Annotated in this window: 21 protein-coding genes and 1 pseudogene; 12 read left to right on the forward strand and 10 right to left on the reverse strand. The window is 67.2% G+C overall.

Annotation, left to right across the window (positions count from 1 at the left end; translation table 11 throughout):
- Nucleotides 1-652: 652 nt before the first annotated feature.
- Nucleotides 653-1,189: a DinB family protein gene (locus tag ACFXKN_RS10710; RefSeq protein ID WP_379432907.1), complete on the reverse strand. Its 537-nt coding sequence runs from the start codon at nt 1,187-1,189 to the stop codon at nt 653-655.
- Between the two features lie 214 nt (nt 1,190-1,403).
- Here ACFXKN_RS10710 and ACFXKN_RS10715 point away from each other — a divergent pair, with 214 nt between their 5' ends.
- Nucleotides 1,404-2,021 (forward strand): pyridoxamine 5'-phosphate oxidase family protein, encoded by a 618-nt coding sequence (locus tag ACFXKN_RS10715; RefSeq protein WP_379432933.1) that lies wholly within the window; start codon nt 1,404-1,406, stop codon nt 2,019-2,021.
- A gap of 29 nt (nt 2,022-2,050) precedes the next feature.
- Here the strand turns inward: ACFXKN_RS10715 and ACFXKN_RS10720 are convergent, their stop codons facing one another.
- The 3 genes from ACFXKN_RS10720 to ACFXKN_RS10730 all read right to left on the reverse strand — a co-directional run bounded on the left by ACFXKN_RS10720 (nt 2,051) and on the right by ACFXKN_RS10730 (nt 6,013).
- On the reverse strand, nt 2,051-2,485 hold the full coding sequence (locus ACFXKN_RS10720; protein WP_378953413.1) for an ester cyclase: 435 nt from the start codon (nt 2,483-2,485) through the stop codon (nt 2,051-2,053).
- 214 nt (nt 2,486-2,699) lie between these two features.
- Entirely contained in the window at nt 2,700-4,274 is a 1,575-nt protein-coding gene (locus ACFXKN_RS10725) for a GMC family oxidoreductase (RefSeq protein WP_379432908.1), read from the reverse strand.
- Between the two features lie 23 nt (nt 4,275-4,297).
- Nucleotides 4,298-6,013 carry an aldehyde dehydrogenase family protein gene (locus tag ACFXKN_RS10730; protein WP_379432909.1) on the reverse strand — a complete coding sequence of 572 codons (1,716 nt, stop codon included), beginning with the start codon at nt 6,011-6,013 and terminating at the stop codon, nt 4,298-4,300.
- Between the two features lie 279 nt (nt 6,014-6,292).
- On the opposite strand from ACFXKN_RS10730, the gene ACFXKN_RS10735 reads away from it, so the two are divergent.
- Both ACFXKN_RS10735 and ACFXKN_RS10740 read left to right on the forward strand, forming a co-directional pair.
- Nucleotides 6,293-7,480, forward strand: a complete 1,188-nt coding sequence (locus ACFXKN_RS10735) for a PucR family transcriptional regulator (RefSeq protein ID WP_378953407.1) — start codon at nt 6,293-6,295, stop codon at nt 7,478-7,480.
- Between the two features lie 95 nt (nt 7,481-7,575).
- Entirely contained in the window at nt 7,576-8,154 is a 579-nt protein-coding gene (locus ACFXKN_RS10740; protein ID WP_378953405.1) for a dihydrofolate reductase family protein, read from the forward strand.
- 88 nt (nt 8,155-8,242) lie between these two features.
- Here the strand turns inward: ACFXKN_RS10740 and ACFXKN_RS10745 are convergent, their stop codons facing one another.
- The 3 genes from ACFXKN_RS10745 to ACFXKN_RS10755 form a co-directional block, all read right to left on the reverse strand.
- Nucleotides 8,243-8,944 (reverse strand): phosphotransferase family protein, encoded by a 702-nt coding sequence (locus ACFXKN_RS10745; RefSeq protein WP_379432910.1) that lies wholly within the window; start codon nt 8,942-8,944, stop codon nt 8,243-8,245.
- Nucleotides 8,945-9,113: 169 nt separating this feature from the next.
- Nucleotides 9,114-10,361: an MFS transporter gene (locus tag ACFXKN_RS10750; protein ID WP_378953401.1), complete on the reverse strand. Its 1,248-nt coding sequence runs from the start codon at nt 10,359-10,361 to the stop codon at nt 9,114-9,116.
- A 69-nt stretch (nt 10,362-10,430) separates the two neighbouring features.
- Nucleotides 10,431-10,904 (reverse strand): RrF2 family transcriptional regulator, encoded by a 474-nt coding sequence (locus ACFXKN_RS10755; protein ID WP_378953399.1) that lies wholly within the window; start codon nt 10,902-10,904, stop codon nt 10,431-10,433.
- A 202-nt stretch (nt 10,905-11,106) separates the two neighbouring features.
- Between ACFXKN_RS10755 and ACFXKN_RS10760 the strand changes: the two genes are divergently transcribed.
- The 3 genes from ACFXKN_RS10760 to ACFXKN_RS10770 all read left to right on the forward strand — a co-directional run bounded on the left by ACFXKN_RS10760 (nt 11,107) and on the right by ACFXKN_RS10770 (nt 12,400).
- A complete protein-coding gene (locus ACFXKN_RS10760) occupies nt 11,107-11,286 on the forward strand; it encodes a hypothetical protein (RefSeq protein WP_378953397.1) in 180 nt (59 codons plus the stop codon).
- 120 nt (nt 11,287-11,406) lie between these two features.
- A complete protein-coding gene (locus ACFXKN_RS10765) occupies nt 11,407-12,096 on the forward strand; it encodes an isochorismatase family protein (RefSeq protein WP_378953395.1) in 690 nt (229 codons plus the stop codon).
- Between the two features lie 79 nt (nt 12,097-12,175).
- Nucleotides 12,176-12,400, forward strand: coding sequence for a hypothetical protein (locus ACFXKN_RS10770; RefSeq protein WP_378953393.1), 225 nt, complete (start codon nt 12,176-12,178; stop codon nt 12,398-12,400).
- On the opposite strand, the gene ACFXKN_RS10775 is transcribed toward ACFXKN_RS10770, so the two are convergent.
- A complete protein-coding gene (locus tag ACFXKN_RS10775; protein WP_378953391.1) occupies nt 12,382-13,428 on the reverse strand; it encodes an NADPH:quinone reductase in 1,047 nt (348 codons plus the stop codon). The two genes, ACFXKN_RS10770 and ACFXKN_RS10775, sit on opposite strands and share 19 nt — an antisense overlap.
- Nucleotides 13,425-14,363, reverse strand: coding sequence for an aldo/keto reductase (locus tag ACFXKN_RS10780; protein WP_378953389.1), 939 nt, complete (start codon nt 14,361-14,363; stop codon nt 13,425-13,427). Before ACFXKN_RS10780 ends, ACFXKN_RS10775 begins: the two co-directional genes overlap by 4 nt.
- A 124-nt stretch (nt 14,364-14,487) precedes the next feature.
- On the opposite strand from ACFXKN_RS10780, the gene ACFXKN_RS10785 reads away from it, so the two are divergent.
- The 4 genes from ACFXKN_RS10785 to tnpB all read left to right on the forward strand — a co-directional run bounded on the left by ACFXKN_RS10785 (nt 14,488) and on the right by tnpB (nt 21,415).
- Nucleotides 14,488-15,075, forward strand: coding sequence for a TetR family transcriptional regulator (locus tag ACFXKN_RS10785; protein WP_378953387.1), 588 nt, complete (start codon nt 14,488-14,490; stop codon nt 15,073-15,075).
- A 120-nt stretch (nt 15,076-15,195) separates the two neighbouring features.
- On the forward strand, nt 15,196-15,681 hold the full coding sequence (locus ACFXKN_RS10790) for an Lrp/AsnC family transcriptional regulator (RefSeq protein WP_378953385.1): 486 nt from the start codon (nt 15,196-15,198) through the stop codon (nt 15,679-15,681).
- A gap of 157 nt (nt 15,682-15,838) precedes the next feature.
- The gene (locus tag ACFXKN_RS10795; protein WP_378953383.1) at nt 15,839-19,312 is read left to right on the forward strand and encodes an indolepyruvate ferredoxin oxidoreductase family protein; all 3,474 of its coding nucleotides are present in this window, start codon (nt 15,839-15,841) and stop codon (nt 19,310-19,312) included.
- 633 nt (nt 19,313-19,945) lie between these two features.
- Complete coding sequence (gene tnpB, locus ACFXKN_RS10800) at nt 19,946-21,415, forward strand: IS607 family element RNA-guided endonuclease TnpB (protein ID WP_378953381.1); 1,470 nt, start codon at nt 19,946-19,948, stop codon at nt 21,413-21,415.
- 43 nt (nt 21,416-21,458) lie between these two features.
- On the opposite strand, the gene ACFXKN_RS10805 is transcribed toward tnpB, so the two are convergent.
- The gene (locus tag ACFXKN_RS10805) at nt 21,459-21,770 is read right to left on the reverse strand and encodes a hypothetical protein (protein ID WP_378953564.1); all 312 of its coding nucleotides are present in this window, start codon (nt 21,768-21,770) and stop codon (nt 21,459-21,461) included.
- Nucleotides 21,771-21,886: 116 nt separating this feature from the next.
- Between ACFXKN_RS10805 and ACFXKN_RS10810 the strand changes: the two are divergent.
- Nucleotides 21,887-22,078 (forward strand): annotated as a pseudogene (locus tag ACFXKN_RS10810) (amino acid permease C-terminal domain-containing protein); the annotation flags it as partial.
- Between the two features lie 154 nt (nt 22,079-22,232).
- Nucleotides 22,233-23,084 carry a 3-hydroxybutyryl-CoA dehydrogenase gene (locus tag ACFXKN_RS10815; protein ID WP_378953379.1) on the forward strand — a complete coding sequence of 284 codons (852 nt, stop codon included), beginning with the start codon at nt 22,233-22,235 and terminating at the stop codon, nt 23,082-23,084.
- Nucleotides 23,085-23,105: the final 21 nt, after the last annotated feature.

Raw genomic sequence — 23,105 nt, forward strand, 5'->3', positions numbered from 1 at the left:
TCCCGTCGACATGTCGGAGTCACTGCGTGGCGGATGTCAGACCTCGCGCGACGGCGCGTGTTCGGGACAGAAAAGAGAACAGGCCGTAGAAGTTGACCTTGATCGCGGCCGCGCCCCGCGGTGTGGTGTGTGCTGGTAATGCGGCCATGTCCGGGGGGCGGGACGGCAAACGGCCCAACCCAACGTCACCGTCCGCCTACTGCCGAAAATCGGCTTCGATCACCAATTGCCGATAACCACAGGCCGTCTGCACCTATCCGTACCGGCGGTCCGTGTGGGTATCAGATTGAATTGGAATCCGCGACGACCAGGCGTTTTCCGGTTGCCCATGTTTTGTGCGCCCTGCCGGGGGTGCGAACCTGCGACCGCCTCTCGCGACAGGCAATGGGACCCAGGATTTCTAGCGCTCACCCATGTCTCTGGTTGGACGCTCGTGGGCTGCAATCCCCCATCCCGGTCACGGGCTACCGGCTTCCATCGCCGGTGTTCTACGATTTTTCTACGATCCTCAACCAGAGAGTCGCTGCCGAATATTCCCCGATGCGGACCACCAGGGGGTCTACGACCAGGCCAGAGCGGGCGCGGAGGCACCCGCGTAGGAACCGCTATTCCGCCTCGACGTGACTCATCTGAGGTGTCGACGCCGTGTCGTTCAGCCGGGATTCGTGATCGTCAGCTGGCGGGCGTGGTGATCGAAATGCCGACCTGGATAGCGATAGACGTCTTCGAGCGTCATCCAGGCGCGGAAGTACGGGTCCCACCGCGTCGGGAAATGCATTCCCTGGTGCAGGCTTGCCTCCGATTCGCGGGCAAGTCGAGCTTGCAGGGCCGCGATCACGCGGTCGAGCTTCGCGCCCATCCGCCGCCGGTTGTACACGCGCGCGGCGGCGCGGGAGCCGTGGTAGTTGACCGCATGGAACGGAGTCGTCGCCGCGTCGAGCAGCCGCGCAAAGGCTTTGCTGCCCCGGTCCGGTAGTCGCCCGAACACTCGCACCAGCGGCAGCAGTCGCTGCACGACCATGTAGCCGAACACCATGTGGAACAGCAGCTGCTCGTTGGTCCACCGCGTCCCGTTGGTCGGTGCCGCCCACTCGTCGGGCGCGGTCGATGCCAGCAACCGGTGGAACTCGCTGCGGGCCCGTTCCAAGTCAGCGGCGATCGCCGCACGATCGACAAGGTCGGCAGCCATCGGCGCTCACCCCTATCCGGACGAATGACCTCGATTCCCTCGTATCCATAATGCGCACAGCGTGGCGCGCGGTCGTCACTGCGCCTGCGATTCGGTGACCTAGGCGGTATGCCGGCTGACGCTGGTCACCGAGGGCTCGAGGCGCAACCGGCTGACGTCGGCCTCCCTCTGCCGTTCATCGCGATCGAAACAACCCTGCCCCCAGGTGACCTTGATGTCGAATGGCTCGATCTGTACGGTCGGCGAGCTCGCTCGTGAAGACTGTGGCGGTAGTCCCGATCAGGACGCGCCGCCGACCGACATGGACGGATCGGCGCATCGGCCGGCCAACGGACAGACTATTGCCCACGACAGGAAGGCGAAGACGATGGGAAGCGACAACCCGACTATCAAGGAACTCGCTGTCAACGAATGCTGGGCACTACTGCGCACTGGGGAAGTAGGCCGCCTCGCGGTGTGGGTGGATGACCATCCGGACATCTTTCCCCTCAACTACGCGGTCGATCACGGAACTCTGGTGTTCCGATCCGCGGGAGGCACCAAGATATCGGCCGCGTTGTCGGATGCGCCCGTCGCGCTGGAAGTCGACGGCTACATCTCTGGTTCTCACGAAGCCTGGAGCGTGGTGATCAAGGGACGCGCCGAAGGGATCCGTGAGATCGGTGATGTGATGGACACCGTGGATCTGCCCCTCTTTCCGTGGCAGGCCGGGGCGAAGAATTTCTTCGTCCGAATCGTACCCACCCTGGTGACGGGTCGCCGGTTTCCTGTTGTCGACCCGGCCGCTTGGCGGACTCCCTTCTCGAACGTGCGACGTTCTCCTTCGGAGTAGTGGTCTCGAACGGTCGGCTACGTTACGAGTCAGTTCGCCGCCGAATGCGCTGACGGGACAACGCCGAGTTGCTGCATCATCCCGAGGGTGTCCCAGGATGCCCAGCTCTCGACGATCTTGCCGTCCCGGAAGCGATTGATGGTGATTCCCTGCACAACTGCCGATTTGCCGGTGGCGGGCATACCCATCATCTCGCCGTCATTGATTCCTGATCCCGTCCATCGGGTCGTGACGAAGTCGCCTTCGGCGATCTGTTCGTTGATCAGGAACCGTTGCTCCGAGAACGCCGTGAGATACATCTGCACGAGCCGTCTGAGACCGGCGGGGCCGTGGATCTCCTCGAACGGGTTCTGCGGATCGTGATTGATGGCGTCGTCGGCGATCAGCTCGTCGAATACATCGAGGTCTCGCGCGTTCCACGCGTCGAAGATGCGCTTGGCCGAAGCCTTGTTCTGCTCTGACATGGCGTTTCCTATCCAGTAGTTACGCCGAACCGGCGACGAGGCTCGTAGTCGCTACAGGCAGGATTCGCCGCGCCCGGCGTTCAGCATGGTGTGACGCGGCCGCGCTGCCGAGCATTCAGCTACCCGCCGGTCGCAAACCTTGAAGCCGGTGTACCCAATTTATTGTGCGCCTTTTTCGCAAGCAAGGTAAGGGGCGACAGAGAGCGTGAGTACCTCAGCGGAGGAGGTCGGCTGCCTTCTCGCCGATGACCACCGCCGGGGCGTGCGTGTGGCCGCGGATGATGGTCGGCATCACCGAGGCGTCGGCCACGCGCAGGCCGTCGAGACCGCGGACCTTCAGGTCGGGGGTGACGACGCTGGCGGCGTCGGTGCCCATCCGGCACGTGCTGGTCGGGTGGTAGAGGGTGTGGGAGTGCCAGGTGAGGGCGTCCGCGAGGGTTTCCTCGACCGTCGGCTGTTCCCGTTTCGGCTGCAGGAATCGGCCGATCCGGGGGCCGAGCGGCGCGGCGGTCACGATGCGGTGGGCGACACGCAGGCCGGCGAGCAGCGCCGCGCGGTCGGCGCCGTCGGGGTCGGACAGGTATCTGGGGTCGACGAGCGCCTTGGCCATCGGGTCGGCGGAGGCGAGGGTCACCGTGCCGCGGCTGCGTGGCTGGAGCAGGATCGGGCCGATGGCGATGCCGTGGCCTGGCGCGACGCCGATCCCCTCGTCGTAGAACGGTGCGGGCCCGAAGATGATCTCGAGGTCAGGCAGTTCCAGTTCGGGCCTGCTGCGCACGAAGCCGTACGCCTCACCGACATTGGACGTGAGCATGCCCTGGCGCCGTAGGAGGTAATTGAGCAGCTCCAACGGCTTCTCCGCGGCGAACAGGGTATCGGAGTCGACGGCGAAGCCGAGCAGTGAGATCAGGTGATCGGTGAGGTTTCGGCCCACCTCGGGCAGGTGGTGCACAACCGGAATGCCGTGGCGCCCGAGCTCTTCCCGGTCGCCGACACCGGACAGCTGCAGCAGCTGCGGGCTGTTGATCGCCCCACCACACAACACCACCTCCTTGCGGGCGCGCACGGTCTGGGTGGTGCCGTCCTTGCGGTACTCGACGCCGACCGCCCTGGTGCCCTCGAACAGGATCCGAGTGGCCTGCGCGCCGGTGAGTACGGTCAGATTCGAACGCTTGCGCGCGGGCTTCAGATAGGCGTCCGCGGTGCTCCACCGGGCGCCGCGTTTCTGGCACACCATGGTTTGCGTGAAACCTTCTGGCTGCGGCAGATTCGCGCGCTCTCGTTTGAAACCGGCGTGCTCGGCCGCGGCGAGGAAGTCGTCGGTCCATGGGCGGGCGCTGCGCTGGTGCGAGATCCGCAGCGGTCCGGCGCGGCCCTCGTCGGATTCGGTGGCGTCCTCGACGGACTCGATGCGCCGGAAGTACTCGACCACGTTCGCGAACGACCAGCCCGGCCCGGCGGCCCGAGCCCATTCGTCGTAGTCGGCCGCGAAACCGCGGACCCACATCATCGCGTTCATCGACGACGACCCACCGAGCATCTTGCCGCGCGGCCAGAAGACCTGGCGATCACCGAGTTCGGACTGCGGGGTGGTCAGGTAGTTCCAGTCGACATCGGTCTGGAACAGCTTGGAGAACGCCGCCGGGATGTGGACGGCCTGAGCCTTGTCCTCGGGGCCGGCCTCCAGGGCGATGACACTGGTGGCCGAGCGCTCACTGAGCCGTGCGGCGAGCACCGCGCCCGAGGAACCGGTGCCGACGACTACGTAGTCGGCGATGCTGTTGTTCATCTGATTCTCCATGGAAGTCGGGCTCAGCCGCGCAGGGCGGAAGCGAAGATCTGGGGCAGGCGCAGCCAGCCGGGGTCGGCGCCGAATCCGGCGAGCAACCGGCCCGTGCTCGCGGCGGTCTTGTTGCCGACGAACCACGGCGGCTTCGGCGAGATCGCGAGCTCGCCGTGCAGCAGCGACCGCGGCGCCGGACGGAACGGGCCGCGCACGACGGTGCGTTCCACCCGGTCGATCAGCCACGCGTTGTGCACGACCCCGATGCCGCTCTGCACGTCGTCGATGGTGTGACCGGGGAAGGCGCCCCACGACGCGGTCGGGGTCAGGTAGCCGACGCCGGTCCACGCGTTGATCGCCACCGTGCCGTAGCGCAGGTCCTCGATCAGCTCGTCGAAGGTCGCACCGAGCTCGGCGATCGTGCCGGGATCGGCGATGATGTTGACGCCGAGCGTGCCGACGAACGCCTCGTTCGCGGTGCGGGTCGCCGCCCTGGTGAATTCCGCGCCGGTTCCCGGCAATTCGACCACGCCCAGCACCGGCGCGAAGTACTCCTCGGCCAGCAGCGGCTCGGCCGCGGACGGCGCGACCCCGGTGACCAGCAGCCGTTCGCCGTTCGATCCGAGCCGCTCGGCCCGGGGATAGGACTCGCGGGCCCTGGCCACGCGATCGTCGCTGCCCGGGTAGTACGCGCGGCGGGCGGGTGCCTGCGCGAGCGCGTCGCGCACCGCGGCGAGGAATTGGTCCTTCTGCGCCCAGTCGGCGGAGATGATCATGGCCTGGGCGGCGACGCAGTTGTAGCCGCCGTTGTGCAGTCGCTGGGTGGCGACATGCTCGGCCTGGAAGGCGATGTCGGCCACGCTCCAGTCGCCCGGCAGCACGATCGTCGGTGACACGCCGCCGAGCTCGCTGGTGACCGGCTTGGTCAGCTTCGGTGTGCCCGCCAGTTTCCGCTCGGCCGCCTCGGCACCGACGCCCCAGACGATCGCGTCGTGGGTGCGCGCGCTGCCGGTCATGTGCACGTGGTCGACGAGGTCGTTGTCGATCAGATAGCCGCCCACCTCGGCGCCACCGGTCAGCAGCCGCACCGCGCCGAGCTCGATCAGCGGGGCCAGGATCTTGGCGAACACCGGCAGCATCGGATCGGTGATCGGGTTGAGCTTGAGCGCGACGACCCGGTTGTGCGCGATCAGCTCGTAGAGCACGTCCAGCGGAGCGATCGAGGTGATGTTGCCCGCACCGAGTACCGCGCCGATCCCCTGTGTTCGGCTCGGATCCAATTGGGCCAAACCGGCATTCGCTTTCGCGGCGGCACTGCTGACGCCGCGCTGCAACCACACCTGCGCGCTGAACCCGTTGAGCAGCAACGCGTCGAACGGGCTCGCGGGCAGCACATCCACGGTGACCCGGTCGCCCGCGATGCCGAAAGTGCCCTTGTCGAGCGGACTCTCGCCGCGTGCCAGGACATCGAGCGTCTTCGACAGCGCGCCGAGTGCTGCGGCCATCACATGCGGTCCCGAGATCCACTCCTCACCTACCAACGGCGAGGTCGACGCGAGACCCTTGATGCCGACGGCCGCGTCGACCCACTCCTGAGCATGGCGCCCGGTGAGCTCGCGCACCCGATCCAGCAGCGCACGCCTGCCGGACAACGAGGTGGCCGCCCACCTCTTCTCGCCTGCGACGAGTTCGGACAACGCGACATCAACCGCGGCACGGGCGGGCTCTGCCTTCTTGGTGACCACTTGCGATCCTCCACGACTCTGGGACGGTCCGCGGCGCGCGGCGGACGAGATGACTTGATTCTGTCGCGGCGGACCAGGCGAGCACCATGTGCGCCCGTTGCGGATCAGCCCCCCTTCCGATTGTGCTCGAGCACAACAACGGCGTGACGTGGCTCATGCCGGTTTTCGGACGATCCGGTTATCGATACCGAATATCGACCACAGTCACCAGGAGGCAGAGTGTGCTCGTGCACAACATCGAGGTGGCATGGATCACGTCGGATCCTCTAGCCTGTAGGGGTGACCGCACCACCACCGACCACCGCCGCGCCGCCCCTCGGGCTGGCCGAGCTACTGCTCGACTCGGTCGAGACGATGGCCGGGGAACTCGTTCATCGCATCGCGGGCGCGGACCGTTCCTATGCCGATCCGGGACTGCTGACGGCCGAGGAACTCCAGCAGGCGTGCCTGGCGAACCTCACCGCGATCATCAGCGCCCTGGCCGGAATCGGGCCGACGCGGCTGCACTCGGCGCGCGCGGTCGGTCGGCTCAAGGCCGAGCGCGGGGTCCCGATCGCCGCGCTGCTGCACGCCTACCGGCTCGGTGGCCGTTTGACCTGGGAGGAGCTCACAGCCCGATCCGCCGGTCCGGGCGATCCGCGACTACCCGATCTCGCCACCGACCTGTGGGAACTCATCGACACCTTCTCCGACGCGGCGGTCGAGGCCTATCGCGAGACCGAGATCATGCTCGCGCACGTCGATGCACAGGCCCAGAGCCGTTTGATCCGTACGCTTTTCGACGATCACTCCGATAATCCCGCCCACACGCTGACCGCGCTGCGCACATTGGGCCTGCCCGAGAACGGCACGTTCGCTGTCGTGGCGATCGAGACCACCGACCCCGGCGCCACCCTCCCCGGCCGTCTGATCGGCGCCTTACGAGATCTCGGCGCCGGGTCGGTGTGGGATTCACAGATCGACTCGCACACCGGGTTGCTGTCCTCGACGACAGCGGCGGCGGTCGAACGGGCGGCCGCCGCGCTGGCCGAGCTCGTCGACGGACGGATCGGCCTCAGCGCCATCTTCACCAGCCCGACCGCCATACCCGGCGCGCTGACCGAAGCCCGCCTCGCCGCTCGCAGCGCGCGCCCTGGCACGCACACCGTCGTCCGGTTCGGGAGCGAGCCCGTCGCCCACCTGCTCGTCACCGTGCCCGAGGCCAGTCGGCGCGCCGCCGCCCAGATCCTCGGGCCCGTGCTTCGACTGCGCGCGCCCGAGCGAGACGATCTGATCGCCGCGCTCGACGCGTGGTATCGATGCCGCGGGTCGACCGCCGCTGCCGCCGAGCAGCTGCATTGTCACCGCAATACGGTGCGCTATCGCCTGCGCAAGATTCGCGACCTCACCGGACGCGACACCGCCGACCCGGTGCACTCCGCGGAGCTGCATCTCGCATTGCAAGCAGTCACACTCCTCGGGCTGTAGCGCCCGAATCCGTCGGTAGCCCGCCACCGAGCGATGAGTTTCCCCGTGTGACCTCGTCTGCATCGATACACCCAGCAGACGACAAGGAGAACATGATGGCGACCACCTACACCTTCGACGTTTTTTCCAGCCTGGACGGCTACGGCAGCGTCAGCGGCGGTGATTGGGGTGGGTACTGGGGTAAGCAGGGTCCCGAACTGCTCGACCACCGCTTGGCCCTGTTCGAGGTGGAGCAGCGAATGGTCTTCGGGCCCAACACTTATCGGGAATTCGCGGAGATGGTGGCTTCGGGCGACGTGGCGGAGGTGCGCGACCCATGGGTCACGCGGATGCGGAACCTCCCGGCGACGGTGGTGTCGACCACGCTGAAGGGGCCGCTCGACTGGCCGGACGCGACCATCGCCCACGGTGACGCCGTCGATGTCGTAGCCCGGCTCAAGGAGGAGTCCCCGGTGCCGTTGCGCTCACACGGCAGCCTGTCGATGAACCGGGCGCTGATGGCCGCGGGGCTCGTCGACCGTGTCCAGGTGACACTGTTCCCGGTGATCACCGGACAGACCGGTGACGCCCCGATCTTCCGGGGTGCCGCCGATTTCGACCTCGAGTTGCTCGAGAGCCGAACGCTCGACGGCAATATCCAGGAACTCGTCTACCGGCCGACCCTGCACGGCTGAGCCCTCGTGCTCACCCCTTCCTGACCGGGGCCGGAATCTCGATCGACGGGGAGGGGGCCGGGTGCAGATCGCGTTTGTTTCGTTCTTGTCAGTCTCGCATCGCCCCGGCTCTCAGCACGTCGCCCTCGCAGCCTGGCGAGTTCGGGTCGAAGCCGTGCTCAACCAGCCAGCGGATCCCACGCAGACTTCGCAACGACCACCATGCCCGGATCACGTCGAGGTCGACATCGGTGCCGTAGCCCGCGACGACCTCACCGAGGCGCTCCTCGTGTCCGAGTGTCAACGTGGCCAGGTCGTACAGTGCATCGCCAGGTGCCGCCTCGGACCAGTCGATCACGCCCGTGATCTCGTCCCCGGCGACGAAAACATGGGCGACCTGGAGGTCGCCGTGGGTGAATACCGGTGCCCAGGGCCGCAGCGCAGCCTCGGCAATCCGGCGGTTTCGCGTAACCATGTCGGCGGAAAGAATGCCGTTGCTGATAAGCCAAGCGCACGCGACATCGAGTTCCACTGCGAGTTCGTCGAGGCTCCGGCCGCGCCACGGCGGCAGCGCCGCGCTGTGCAGCTTCCGCACCGCGGCACCCGCCGCAGCCCACGCCCCCGACGGCGAGGTCGACGGCTCGCCGAGACGGCCGAGCGCGGTCCCCGGAAGAGCGGCAAGCGCGAGCACAGGCGGTGTACGCCACAGGATCTGCGGAGTCGGGATCGGAGCCAAAGCCATCGCCTCGATCTCGATATCGGTACGCCCCTGATCAATGTCAATTTTCAAGAACACGTCGCCGACGCGCAAGGTCGCGCGCTCGTGATGGGCAACGACAACCTCGACCGGTTCCACGTCGGCCATTATTGTGACTCGTAGCCATAGTTGGCGGTGTTCTCGTACTACCAGGTGGCGCAGCAGGTGGACGCCGGGTCCAGATCGACCACACCCCAGCGGATGTGATCCTGGTCGACGACTTTCACCGGCTGCCGATCGGGCGCCCGTTTCGGCCACGATGTTGCTGCTCGCCGCGGGCGGTGACGCGCAGGTAGATCAGTGCCACCAGTGCCAGGCCAGCGCCGACGGCGTACATGGTGGTCGCGCCGTGCTCGACGGTGAAGCCGCCGAGCAGGGTGCCGGCGCCGATGCCCAGGTAGATGCAGGAGGCGTTGAGTGCCACCACCAGTCCCGTGTCCTGCGGGGCCGCGTCGATGAGGCGGTGCTGCTGGGCCGGGGTCTGGCACCAGCTGGCCGCACCCCACGCCGCGGCGAGCGCGCCGACCAGCCACGCCGCGCTCGTGTGGGTGGCCGCCAGCGCGCCCATGAGTCCCAGCGCGATCGCCATCACGAGGTAGCCGCCGGTGAGCACTCGTGTCGCGTCCCACCGGTCGGTGGCATATCCGGATGCCAGATTGCCTGCCACCGCGCCGAACCCGTACAGTGCCAGCACCCAGGCCGTCGCGGGCGCGTCGATGCCAACAGCCGCCAGCGCGGGCACGCTGTAGGCGTAGACCACATAGGCCGCGCCCATGCCCAGTACCGTCAGCGGCAACACCTTCGCCACCGATCGATTCCGCACCACTGCCAGGCGCGTGGACAGCCGCACCGGTGGATTGCCGGGCAGGAACGGCACCCAGGCCACCACCCCGGCCGCGGACAGCACGCATACGATCGCGACCGCGACCAATGCCGAGCGCCAGCCCAGCCACTGCCCGATCGCATCACCGAGCGGCACACCCAGCGCGGTCGCGATCGTCAACCCGCCCACGACCACCGCCAACGCGCGCGCCCGCGCTTCGGGCCGCACCAGGGCCGAGGCCACCGCACCGGCATTCGGGGTGAACGCGGCCGCGCCGACCGCCGCCAGCACTCGGGTGACCAGCAGCACCGCGAAGCTCGGAGCCGCCGCCGACCCCAGATTGGCCAGGCCGAGCACGACCAGCGCTGTCACCAGCAGGGCACGGCGTGGCAGTTGTGCGGTGAGCGTGGCCAGCACCGGCGACAAGAGTGCGTAGGCCGCGGCGAACACCGTCACCGCCGCACCGGCGGCCCCCGTGGACACACTCAGCTCCGCGGCCATGTCGGGCAGGAATCCCGCCAGGATGAACGCATCGGTACCGACGGCGAAGGTGCCCAGCGCCAGAATCAACGTGCGCCGCAACCCATTCGGCGACCCGACCAGCTGGGGCGAGATCCCTTCCGGACGATCTTTAATCGGGACATTCATTATCCCTATTCTCCTTCCAAGAAACCCGGCCCGAAGGCCGGGTGGTTTTCGCGGGCGAGGTGCCCGCTGCTAGGCGGTAGGGCTCTCGTAGAAGCGGCGCGCCCGTGCCGCCGCGTTGACTGGAGCGTCGGCGATCAGATCGGCGATGGTCTGATTCGCCAACTCGCGCCGCCACGCCAACTCCGCGCGCCGCATTGCCGTGGCGATACCACACGGCTCGGCGAACTCCGACCTCGCCGCCGCCGCACCGGCGCCGCGGCGGCGGATCTCGGTGCACCGGAACGCGTCTGTCCTGCCCTCGACCGCGCCGACGACATCCATCAACGTGATGCGCTCCGGCATCCGCGCCAACCGGTACCCCCCACGTGATCCCGGAGCGGATTCGAGAATCCCCTCGCGCACCAGCGGCTGCAGCCGCTTCTTCAGATACTCCGGTGGCAACTCGAACATCTCCGCCAGCCTGGCCGTCGAGATCGGCGCCCGGTCATCGAGCCACGCCAGCACCATGCAGCAGTGCAAGCCCCACTCGACTCCCTCGCTCATCAACATGAACAGGGATACTACATATCCCGAATAATGCCGGATAGGGGTAGCCGTACGAATCGTGTCACCTGGTACATGAGCGCTGATGAGCTCGAGCAGCCGGACTGTTTCGGGGTGAAACGAATCCGCATGTTAGGAGCGCCGCACCCTCGAAGGCCACGAATCCGCCCGCCGGCGCGGCAAAACCATCGGCGGCGCCGCCGTGGTCGATGACGCCATGCTCTCCATGGCGCTGCACCTGCGCAGCAACAACCACAGCCTGCGCGACATCGCCGCCCGCTTGGTTATCACCAAGGGCAAGAAGAAAGGCCAGCACCCCTCACCGGCCACCGTCCTACGGCTGCTGCGCGAGCACGATCGGACCAGCGCACCGATTGGTTGATCACCTCCGAGTCGACACGGGATTCCGGCACTTCCCGTGCTGGCCCTTCCACACGAGGCGGGTTGTGCCTGCAATGATCGTTTGTCGACAACCGCCCAGGTCGTGACAGACTGTGCCCCCGTGGATACCGAGAACAGCATCCAAAGGATCGAAACGCACCGGTGGCGGATCGACTCCCGCGAGTACGCTCGCCACGAAGCACGCCGCGGGCGACGGTTCGCCTTTCCCGAACTCGACCCCTGCCGTACAGCGCTGGTGGTGATCGACATGGTGCCGTTCCATGTAGCGGACAGCGCCTACTGCCGCGCGATCGTGCCCAATCTCAACCTCATGGCCGAAGCCCTGCGCACCGCGGGTGGAGTGGTGGCCTGGGTTACACCCGCATTCACCACACCGACCCCTCGCGAGATCGAGTTCTTCGGCCCGCGGATTGCTGAGATCTACAGCAGTACAGGCGGTTCTGGTCCGGTTCACACGCGTATGTGGCCGGCGATGAGCACCCACAGCACCGATTTGTTCGTGGAGAAGTCGGCCTTCAGCGCCTTCTTTCCCGATCGGTGTGTGCTGCCGGATCTGCTCGTCCAGCGAGACATCGACACCGTACTGATCACCGGAACCGTCACCAACGTGTGCTGTGAGTCATCGGCGCGCGACGCCGCCACCCTCGGGTTCCGGGTCATCCTGGTCGCCGACGCCAATGCCGCCCGCCGCGACCAGGACCACAACGCCGCCCTACACACCATCTACCGCTCATTCGGTGACGTGCGGCCCACCGCGGACGTGCTCGAAATGCTCTCCACCACGACCTGACGGCTCTGCCACCAGCCCAAAGGCACCTATTCGCAGTGCAGTTAGGTTCGTTTCATGACCGCAACCGACAAGGTCCCACATGGCGTTGATGCTGATGGCTGATGTCGAACAAGTCCTGACCGAATCGGCACGAGTGCTGAAACCCGCTGGCGCGCTTGCTATCTCTGTCGGTCTGCGACCCGCGCCAGCAAGTGGACGCGGGTTGTTCCTGAAGCTGGCCCAACCGATCTTTGCCGCCGCCCAGCAGCAGGGGGCGATGCCCTCACTCGGCGACCGCTCGCACCATCAGATGGCGTGCCGATGACGAGGACCATCACGACGTGACGTGACGTCGACCAGGACCTTGCCGACCGCGCCGCCTTCGACCGCTCGGTGGGCATCCGCGGTGCGGTGAAGGGGAAAACGGACCAGGGGCAGGCCGTGCTCCTCGCCGACCGGCAGGGCGCCGTCACCGACAGCGGCGGCGACGTCTGCGACGGCCGCGGCGCGGACGTCAGGACCGGCGGTGTAGAGCACTATGAACTGCATGCGGGTGTTGCGCACCATGTGTTGCCCCACGTTCAATTCGACCGGATGACCGCCGTCGTTGGCGTAGGTCGAGATGGTGCCGGCAGGCCGCAGCACGGCCAGGTCCAGGGCGAGGTTCGCGCCGAGCGCCACCTCGGCGATGATGTCCACGCCGTCAGCAGCGATCGCGCGGATCTCGGCGCCAGGGTCGCCCTCGCGGTAGTTGACCACATGGTGGGCGCCGGCGGCGGTGGCGAGCCGCGCCTTCTCGGGGTTGCTGACCGTGGTGATCACGGTGGCACCAGCCCAGCGGGCGAGCTGGATCACCGCGTGCCCGACCGCCCCCGCCCCGCCGGCAGCGAGTACCACTTTGTCCGCCAGCGCACCGGGCCGCAGCCGGCGCGGCCCGTCTTCGGCGACGGTAAGTGCGCGGTGCGCGGTCAGTGCGGGAACACCGAGGGCGGCGCCAACGTCGAAACCGGCCTCGTCCGGCAGTGGCACGGCTTGCCCGGCCGGTACGACGGTGAACTCCGCGGCGGTGCCGGTGGGCCGTCCCGCGGCGGCCATGAACAGCCACACCCGCTGGCCGACCCGACGCTGATCGATTCCCGCGCCGACGGCGTCGATCACACCGGCGCCGTCCAGGTGCGGCGTGATCTCTGAGAACGCCATGGCCTGGCCGGCGCGGGCCTGCCAGTCGGTGGGGTTGACCCCGGACACGGCCACCCGGACGCGGACCTCGCCGGGGGCGGGCACGGGCGGTTTTCGGTCGACCAGTTGGAGTACGTCGGGACGGCCGTTGTCGCGGTAGACGACGGCCTTCACGACGCCGCGCCGATCGCGACGTTGCTGGTGCGGGACTCGACGGCGTCGAGAGTGGTCAGTGTGTGCGCGTCGAAGGTGATCTCGCCGACCGCGATATTGGCCGCCAGGTGGGTGGGGTCAACGGTGCCGGGGATGAGCAGAATATTCGGTGCGTGGTGCAGCAGCCAGGCCAGGCCGATCTGGGACGTGGTCACGTTCAGGGACTCGGCCACTGCGTGCACGGCCGACTCGTCGGTGACGTTGGGCAGGCTCGGGAATCCTCCGCCGAGCGGGAAGAACGGTACCCACGCGATGCCCTCGGCTGTGCATAGCCGCAGCGTGTCCTCATCGTCACGGGAGACGAGGCTGTAGGCGTTCTGCACGCAGACGATGTCGGCCGCCAGGGCGCGGCGCAGCACATCGAGGGTGACGCTGCTCAAGCCGATTGCGCCGATCTTGCCCTCGTCACGCAGGGCGGTCATGGTCGCCAGCTGGTCGTCGAGGTCGACCACCTGGTTGCCCTCCGGACGCAGTCCGGGGCCGGTATCCAGGCGTCGCAGATTGACAACGGGGAGTTGTTCGACGCCGAGGCTGCGCAGGTTGTCCTCGACGCTGGCCCGCAGCTGTTCGGGCCGCTGTGCGATCCGCAGCGGCACAGGCCCGCCCGGGTTGGCGTCGGCGCCGACCTTGGTGACGACCAGCACGTCGTCCCCGGTGCGCAGGGCCTGGCGGATCACCGCGTTGGCGAAGCCGAAGCCGTAGAACTCGGCGGTGTCGATGTGGTTGACGCCGAGCTCGACGGCACGTCGGAGCAGGGCGACGGCCTCGTCATGGCGGTCGTGTAGCCGGGGGAGTTGGGCCGCGCCGTAGCCGATCCGGGATACGGAGCGACCGGCGATGGAAGCGGTGGAGGTGTTGATGACGAGTCTCCTCGGTCGGTGGTGGTGCGATGCCATCACCCTATAGACTTGTGATGACAGATTTCAATAGTTGTCAGTCAGATGCCAGGGTTTGACCGCTGACTCGGTGGCGACATAGGTTCGCGTGGCCGATGACGTGACCAACAGGCAAGGAGGCTCGATGCGCGGGGAACCGCTCGACGCGGAGACGATCGTGTCGGCCACCGAGGAGATGCTGCGCCGACACGGTCCAGACAAGACCACGGTGCTCGACGTCGCACGGCAGCTGGGCGTAAGCCACGGCAGCGTGTACCGGCACTTCGCGTCCAAGGCCGCGCTCCGCGAGGCCGTGATCAGGCGCTGGCTCGACCAGGTGCGCAACGAACTCGCTACCGTGGCGCAGAACTCCGAACTACCCCCGGCCGAGCGGTTGCGAGCATTGCTCGTCACCATGTTCGCCATCAAATGGACGAAAGCCGGGGCGGACCCGGAGCTGTTCGCCACCTTCCGGGTGCTGGCGGCCGAGCACAGCGCCGTTTCTTCCGACCATGTCGGCTTCCTGGTCGCCCAACTGCGGGACATCATCATCGACGGTGTCGCCGCCGGCGACTTCGTTGCGGGCGAGCCGGAAGTGATTGCACGGGCCGTGCTGAACGCGACGAGCCGCTTCCATGACCCGACACACGCCGCGGAATGGCACTTCCCCGAGACCGAAGCGGACTCCACGGCGGTCGTCTCGCTCATCCTCGACGGCCTCCGGGCCCGGTGACGTCCTCGGCGTGACGCCGGGTCGAGCAAAGGGAGGATGAGCCGGCAACCGCGAGTACATCTTCTGCAGTCCGATTGGGGAGTGGCCGAGCAGGAGCGGGAGCCGTGTGAGAATTCGGCCATGACCATCAAGTTCGATGCGCTCGATGCCGCGTTGCTCGCTGAACTGGCCAGTGACCCGCGGCGGCCGATTCTCGAGCTGGCGCAGCGGCTCGGGGTTGCCCGCAATACCGTGCAGGCGCGGATGCGGCGGCTCGAGTCCTCGGGCGCGGTGCGGGGTTATCCGCCCGATATCGATGTGCAGGCGATCGGGTTCGCGGTGCACGCGTTCCTCGGCATCGAACTCGATCAGAACAAGATGGATCCGATCATCGAGACGCTGCGTGGGTTCCCGCACGTGCTCGAGGTGCACGCCACCACCGGACGCGCCGACCTGCTGGTCCGCATCGCCGCCCGATCCCAGCAGGATCTGCTCGAGATCATCCAGCGGGTTCACGCCATCGAAGGCGTGAAACACACCGAGACGATGCTCGCGCTGGCCACCCCGATCGGGTATCGGAGCCTGCCGCTGGTCGAGCATCTGACCAGCACTGGCGATGTGACCTAGGTCTCCGCGCCTCGAGCAGATTGACGCAATCCACTCAGTGGTCTAGATCACTTTTGAGCAGTCTGATCAACTTTTCGGCTGACTGTTGACACAGATCACCCCTCCCCGGCACATTTCGCGGCACCGATAGCAAGTTCCTTCGCGCAGTGAGGTGACCATGACCAGCGTCGTCTGTTCCACCGCCCGACCGCTGGCCGACCCGGCCGCTCCCTACGACCTCGCCGATCGCTACCGCTCCGGCGCGGGCCCGGTGCTGCTGACCGGGGTCCAGGCCATCGCCCGGCTGCTGGTCGAACAGCACGTGCGCGATATCCGCGCCGGTCGCCGCGTCGCGACGTTCGTCTCCGGCTACCAGGGCAGCCCGCTGGGCGGGGTGGACAAGATGCTGCTCGGCATGTCGGAGGTGCTCACCGAGCACGACATCACCTTCGTGCCCGGATTCAACGAGGAGCTGGCCGCCACCTCGGTCTGGGGCAGCCAGGCCGACCTGCCCGCCGGGCAGGCGACCCACGACGGCGTGGTCGGTGTCTGGTACGGCAAGGGTCCCGGCGTCGACCGCGCGACCGACGCCATCCGGCACGCCAACATGTACGGCGTGAACCCGCGTGGCGGCGTCCTGCTGCTGGTGGGCGATGATCCGGCCTCGAAATCGTCGACGGTGCCCGCGGTGAGCGAACGTTCGCTGGCCGCCATGGGCGTGCCGGTGCTGTTCCCGCGCAATGCCGAGGAGATCATCACCCTCGGTATGCAGGGCATCGCGATGTCGCGGGCCTCGGGCTGTGTGGTGGCGTTGAAGATCGTCGCCGATGTCGCCGACGGGGCATGGACGGTCGACGCCGCGGTCGCGGAACTCGCCGTGACCGTTCCCGAAATCCCGTGGGAGGGAACGCCTTTCGTCTACCGGCAGCGGCCGATGGCGGCACCGACCGACAGCGTGCTCGCCGAGGCCGACCTGTACGGGCCGCGCTGGGCGACGGTGCACGCCTACGGCGCGGCCAACGCCCTCGACGTGATCGAGGTGGACCCGGCCGAGGCGAAGGTGGGGATCGCGGCCACCGGCACCACCTTCGACGCCGTCCGGCAAGCACTGCTCGACCTCGGTGTCGACGAGGCGACCATGCACCGGGCCGGAATCCGTTTGCTGCGCATCGGTATGCCGTATCCGCTCGGCGCGACCGCGCTCACCGAGTTCGCCCGCGGGCTCGAGCAGTTGATCGTCGTCGAGGACAAGACCGCGTTCATCGAAACCCAGGTCCGCGAGATCCTCTACGGCACCCCGGACGCGCCGCGCGTGCTCGGCAAGCAGGACGAGCGCGGCGCGCGGCTGATGCCGGTCGACGGCGAACTCACCGCCGGACGCCTGCTGGCCCCACTGCGCCGGGTGCTGCGCGGGAAGGTGGAGCTGAAACGGGCAGCGCCACCGGCACTTGCGCTGGAAGTCCTCGCCGCCAAGCGGACGCCCTACTTCTGCAGCGGCTGCCCGCACAACCGCTCCACCGCGCTGCCCGACGGCTCGATCGGCGGCGGCGGCATCGGCTGCCACACCCTGGTCACCATGTCCGGGCGCACCGACAGCGCGGTCACCGGGCTCACCCAGATGGGCGGTGAGGGCAGCCAGTGGATCGGGCAGGCACCGTTCACCGATGTACCGCACCTGTTCCAGAACATCGGCGACGGCACCTTCTTCCATTCCGGGCAGCTGGCCATCCAGGCCTGTGTCGCGGCCGGGGTGAATATCACTTACAAGCTGCTCTGGAACGAGGTCGTCGCGATGACCGGTGCCCAGGATGTGGAGGGCGGGCTCACCGTCGCGCAGCTCACCCACAAGCTCACCACCGAAGGCGTGCGGCAGATCATCATCTGCGCCGACGAACCGAAACGCCACACCAAGCGCGCGCTGGCCAAGGGCACTCTGCTGTGGCACCGCGACCGGCTCGACGAGGCACAGCGGCTGCTGCGCGAGGTCGAGGGCGTCACCGTGCTGATCTACGACCAGCACTGCGCCGCCGACGCGCGCAGGCAGCGCAAGCGCGGCACACTGCCGGTCCGCAATACCCGGGTCGTGATCAACGAGGCCGTCTGTGAGGGCTGCGGTGATTGCGGCGCCAAGTCGAATTGCCTGTCGGTGCAGCCGGTCGAGACCGAGTTCGGGCGCAAGACCCGTATCGATCAGACCTCGTGCAATACCGATTACAGCTGCTTGGACGGCGACTGCCCGTCCTTCGTGACGGTGGAGGTGGATCCGGACAATAGCAAGGCGCAGCGGCGCACAGCTGTCGTGCCGCCCGGCGTGCCCGATCCGGGTGTGGACGCACCACTGCGCACCCAGAACGTGCTGATCGCCGGGATCGGTGGCACCGGCATCGTGACGGTGAACCAGGTGCTGGCCACCGCCGCGCTGCGCGCCGGGTACGAGGTCGAGAGCCTGGACCAGATCGGCCTGAGTCAGAAGGCCGGCCCTGTGCTGTCGCACCTGCGGTTCTCCGCAACGGAATTGGAGCCTGCCAATCGGCTCACCCCGGGCAGTGCGGACTGCCTGCTCGCCGTCGATCTCCTGACCGCAACCGATCCCAAATACCTGCAGTACGGCGATGCGGCGAGCACCGTGGCCGTGGCGTCGACGAGTCAGACCCCGACCGGCGACATGGTCTTCGACAAGTCGGTGGACTACCCCGCGACGGACACGCTGCTGGATCGGCTTGCCACGGTGACGAATTCGATCAGTCACTTCGACGCGCTCGCGGCGGCGCTGACACTGTTCGGGAACACGGCGGCGGCCAACTTCCTGATCGTAGGCGCGGCCGTACAGAACGGCGGGCTGCGCCTACCGGCCGCGGCGATCGAGGAGGCCATCGGGATCAACGGTGTCGCGGTGGATGCCACCATCGCGGCCTTCCGCTGGGGTCGGGTCGCCGTCGCCGATCCGGCGGCCTTCGCCGCGGCGGTCGATGAGGGGCAGCCGCGGCGTACTGCACCGGTTGCGCCCGCGGAGTTGCTGGCGCACACCGGTTTCGATGGTGAGGTGCGTCGGCTCGTGGAACTGCGAGCGGCTCAGCTGATCGGCTACCAGAACGTGAAGGTGGCACGTCGCTATATCGAGACGGTCGAATCCGTCTGGGCGGCAGAACGTTCCGTCACCGAGCGCACTGATTTCAGCGAGGCGGTCGCGCGCGGACTGTTCAAGTTCACGGCCTACAAGGACGAGTACGAGGTGGCCCGGCTACTCGTGGATCCGGACTTCCTCGCCGACGTGCAAGCCCAGGTGCCAGGCGGTGAGAAGCTCACCTACAAGCTGCATCCGCCGGTGCTGCGCGCGATGGGCCGGGACAAGAAGATCGGGCTCAGGCCGAAATCGCATGTCGCGCTGAAGGTTCTAGCCAAGGGCAAATTCCTGCGCGGCACCAAGCTCGACCCCTTCGGCTACGCCCACGTCCGCAAGGTCGAGCGCGAACTGCTGGCCCACTACACCGAACTCGTGCGCCGACTGGCCGACGATCTGACCGCCGAGAACTACGAAACAGCCACCGAGGCAGCCGCACTGACCGATGTGGTACGCGGCTACGAGGACATCAAACTCGGCAATGTCGAGTTGTACCGCGCCCGGCTGCGCGAGCTCGGTATCGATTACTGACCGTCACCCCGCCTGGTGCCCGACTGTGCGTCAGCGGCCCAACAAGCCTGTGCGCCTCGAGGCCGCGGTGCCCCACACCGCCGAATCTCGGCCGCGCCCTGGAGATTCAAACATCATCGCACTGTGCGACGCCACAGCACAAGAACACCGCCGCACCCCGCGGCACAACACCGCCGCGCATCCGCGGCACACCAACACCGCCGCATCCGGGCACAACCCTGGTGCGCGGAAACCGGAAAGGAATCGACAGTGACCGTTGTGCACACCGAGGCAGGAGTCTTCGGCCGATCGCACGAGTTGAGCGCCCGCGCCCACGAGCAAGTGGTGTTCTGCGAGGACGACATGTTCGGCTGAAGGCGATCACCGCGATCCACTCGGCCGCGTTCGGCCCGGGTATGGGCAGAACTCGTTTTACCCATACCCCAACAAATCCATCACCTTGCAAGACGTGCTGCGACTGTCGTGGGGTATTCAGCTGCCAGGTGTTTCGTGAACGTAGCTGATCGAGCGTAAGCAACCAACAACATGGACGAGGCTCGACTACCTCCGATGGGTCGAACATGTCATACGGCTATGGCATGGTGGCCTGTGTTGGTGAGCGACAACGAGATGCGGGGAAGGAGTTGATCGCTGATGGCGAGGTTCGATATCCCTGACGGATGGACGATGCAGGCCTACCGATTCGCGCTCGACCCCACCCCGCGACAACAACCGGTACTCCGATCACATTGCGGTGCATCCAGGTTCGCGTTCAACCACATGCTCGCCTTGGTCAAAGCGGTGATCGATCAACGCACCGCTGAACGCAGCTACGGGATCTCCGAGACCGAACTGACCCCGTCGATCGGCTGGTCACTACCCGGACTCCGCAAAATATGGAACCAGCGTAAACACGAGCACGCGCCGTGGTGGGCGGAGAACTCGAAAGAGGCCTACAACACCGGACTCGATGGCCTCGCCCGGTCGCTCGATAACTGGACTGCCTCCCGAACCGGCCGGCGGGCCGGTAAACCGGTCGGGTTCCCGAGATTAAAAACCGCGGCCCGGTCACGGCGGTCCGTTCGCTTCACCACGGGGACTATCCGGGTCGAGCCCGACCGCCATCACATCGTCCTTCCACGGGTCGGGCGGCTCAAAACACATGAGTCGACCCGCAAACTCGCCCGCCGGGTCGAGGCCGGAACCGCACGCATCCTCTCCGCCACCCTCGCCCAGGATTCGCGTCGCCGCTGGTACGTCTCATTCCAAACCCTCGTCACAGTCAAAGCCCGTCCCGGGCATGCCCGCCGGTCACCTCACCCGGTGGTCGGGGTCGATATCGGGGTCAAAGCCGACGCGCTGCTGGTGATCGCGACCCCTGACGGTCACGAAGTAGGCCGAATTCCGGCGCCCAAACCCCTGACTGCCGCACAAGCCCGGTTGCGGGTGTTGCAACGGAGGGCAGCACGTCAGCAGGGTTCGTATGACCCCGTCACGAAAAACCGGCGGCGGCCATCGAAGCGGTGGCAGGCCACCACGGCACGGATCGCCCGCACGCACGGGCGGGCCGCCGCAGTCCGCCGCGACGTTCTCCACAAGACCACCACTGAACTGGCCCAGCGGTACCAGGTGATCACCGTGGAAACTCTGAACGCGGCTGGGATGCGGTCCGCGGGCGGTGCCCGGAAGAAGGGGTTGAACCGGGCGCTCGCTGACGCGGCCCTCGCTCAGGTCCGGCAGATGTTGGCCTATAAGACTCGCTGGTACGGGTCGGTTCTGGTGGAAGCGGACCGGTGGTTTCCGAGTTCGAAGACGTGTTCGGGGTGTGGTGGGCGAAAGCCAAGCCTGACCCTCGCCGACCGTGTCTATAGCTGTGAGTCTTGTGGTCTGTCGATTGATCGTGACCGTAATGCCGCGATCAACCTCGCCCGACTCGGCGAGACCCGCCTGTCCAGGGTGGGTGAACAGGGTTGTGCCGACAGTGGGTCGGTGCCAGGACGTGGAGCCATCCGCAAGTCCGAGCCTGCGCGTGCGGGTGAGGCAGGAGGCTGTGAAACGTCTACCCCGTCGCAGCGTCAGCTGGGTTCGGCGGGGACCGCTTCACCGCAAGGTGAGGCTGCCTGATGGAGCACACGCACGGTCGCTCACCAAAAGGCAACGGCATGACCTACAAGGCCGCCACGGCAGGCGCCCGCATCGGTGGCGGCAAGGCCGTGATCATCGGCGACGCGCAACAGCGAGGGCCTTCCCGCCGCGTACGCGCGCCGTCGACACGCTCGGCGGGCGCTACATCACGGCGGGCGATGTGGGTACCGACACCGACGATCTGGATGTCATCGGCAGGCACGCCCGCCATCGCCGACGCCAGCACCGTCGCCGTCGGCGGCAATCGGCACAGTGCCGGGCGGACCGCACTCGGCATATTCCATGCCGATGCGCGCCAGGCCCAAATACGTTTGGGGCGCAACGACGCTGTCATACGGTCGCCGTCGAGTCGTAGGCAAGTCGGCCGCGAAAACTACCGCCCTACCCCGGCGGCGTCGACGTCTGCATGACCGATGGGAACGAGGCGGTGTTGCGGCGCATCGCCGACGACCCGTGGTTCCGATCCTGGCCGCCCTGGCTTGCATATGGCTGATGGTCAACCTCTCGATCGAGACCTGGCTGCGCTTCGTGATCTGGATGGCCCTCGGTGTCATCGTCTACTTCGCGTACGGTCGCCGACACTCGATCCTCGGCCGCGGGCAACCACAACCCGCGCAACCGGAGTTGACACCGGTCCGCTAGCTCGAAACCCACTGGGCCGCCGTCTGCTCGACCAGCGAGCAGGCGGCGGCCGACCCCGCGAGCACTCACTTTTCACAGCCTGTGGCACTCAGTGCCAGGTCAGGTGAAATAATCCCCGGGACAACCAGGGCAATGCGATGTTGGGAGTACGGCAGTGGAGTTGATCGGTGTAATCGGTGGCGGCACGATGGGCGCGGGGATCGCGGAGGTGTGCGCCAAGGCGGGCAGCTCGGTGCTCGTGCTCGAAACGAAGCCGGAGTTCGCCGAGGCGGCGCAGAACCGGATCGCCACCTCGATCGCCCGTGGCGTCGCCAAGGGCAAGATCACCCAGGACGAGGCCGACGCCGTGCTCGCGCGGGTGCGCGTCACCCTGGACATGGACGAGTTCGCCGATCGTGACCTGGTGATCGAGGCCGCGCCGGAGATCGAGGCGCTGAAGTACGAGATCTTCGGCAAGCTGGACAAGATCGTCAAGCCCGAGGGCATCCTCGCCACCAACACCTCCTCGATCCCCGTGATCAAGGTGGCCGGGGCGACCGAGCGGCCCGAGCGGGTCGTCGGCGTGCACTTCTTCAACCCCGTCCCGGTGATGCCGCTGGTCGAGATCATCTCGACGCTGGTGACCGCGCCGGAAGCGGCCGTGGCCGTCACCGACTACGTGAAGAACACCCTCGGCAAGATGGCCGTGCAGGCCGGTGACCGCTCCGGGTTCATCGTCAACGCGCTGCTCATCCCCTACCTCTGTTCCGCGATCCGGATGCTCGAGTCGGGCTACGCCACCGCCGAGGACATCGACGCGGCGATGAAGGGCGGCTGCGGCTACCCGATGGGCCCGCTGACGCTGCTCGACACCGTCGGCCTCGACATCGCCCTCGCGGCGTCGGAGTCGCTGTACGCGGAGTTCGCCGAGCCGCACCTCGCCCCGCCCGCGCTGCTGCGCCGGATGGTGGACGCGGGCCGGCTGGGCCGCAAGACCGGGCGTGGGTTCTACGACTACGCGAAGTGATGTTCTGTCCCGCAGGAGCTC

Origin of the sequence: Nocardia sp. NPDC059195 (assembly GCF_042754695.1) — a bacterium.
Classification (GTDB): Bacteria; Actinomycetota; Actinomycetes; order Mycobacteriales; family Mycobacteriaceae; genus Nocardia.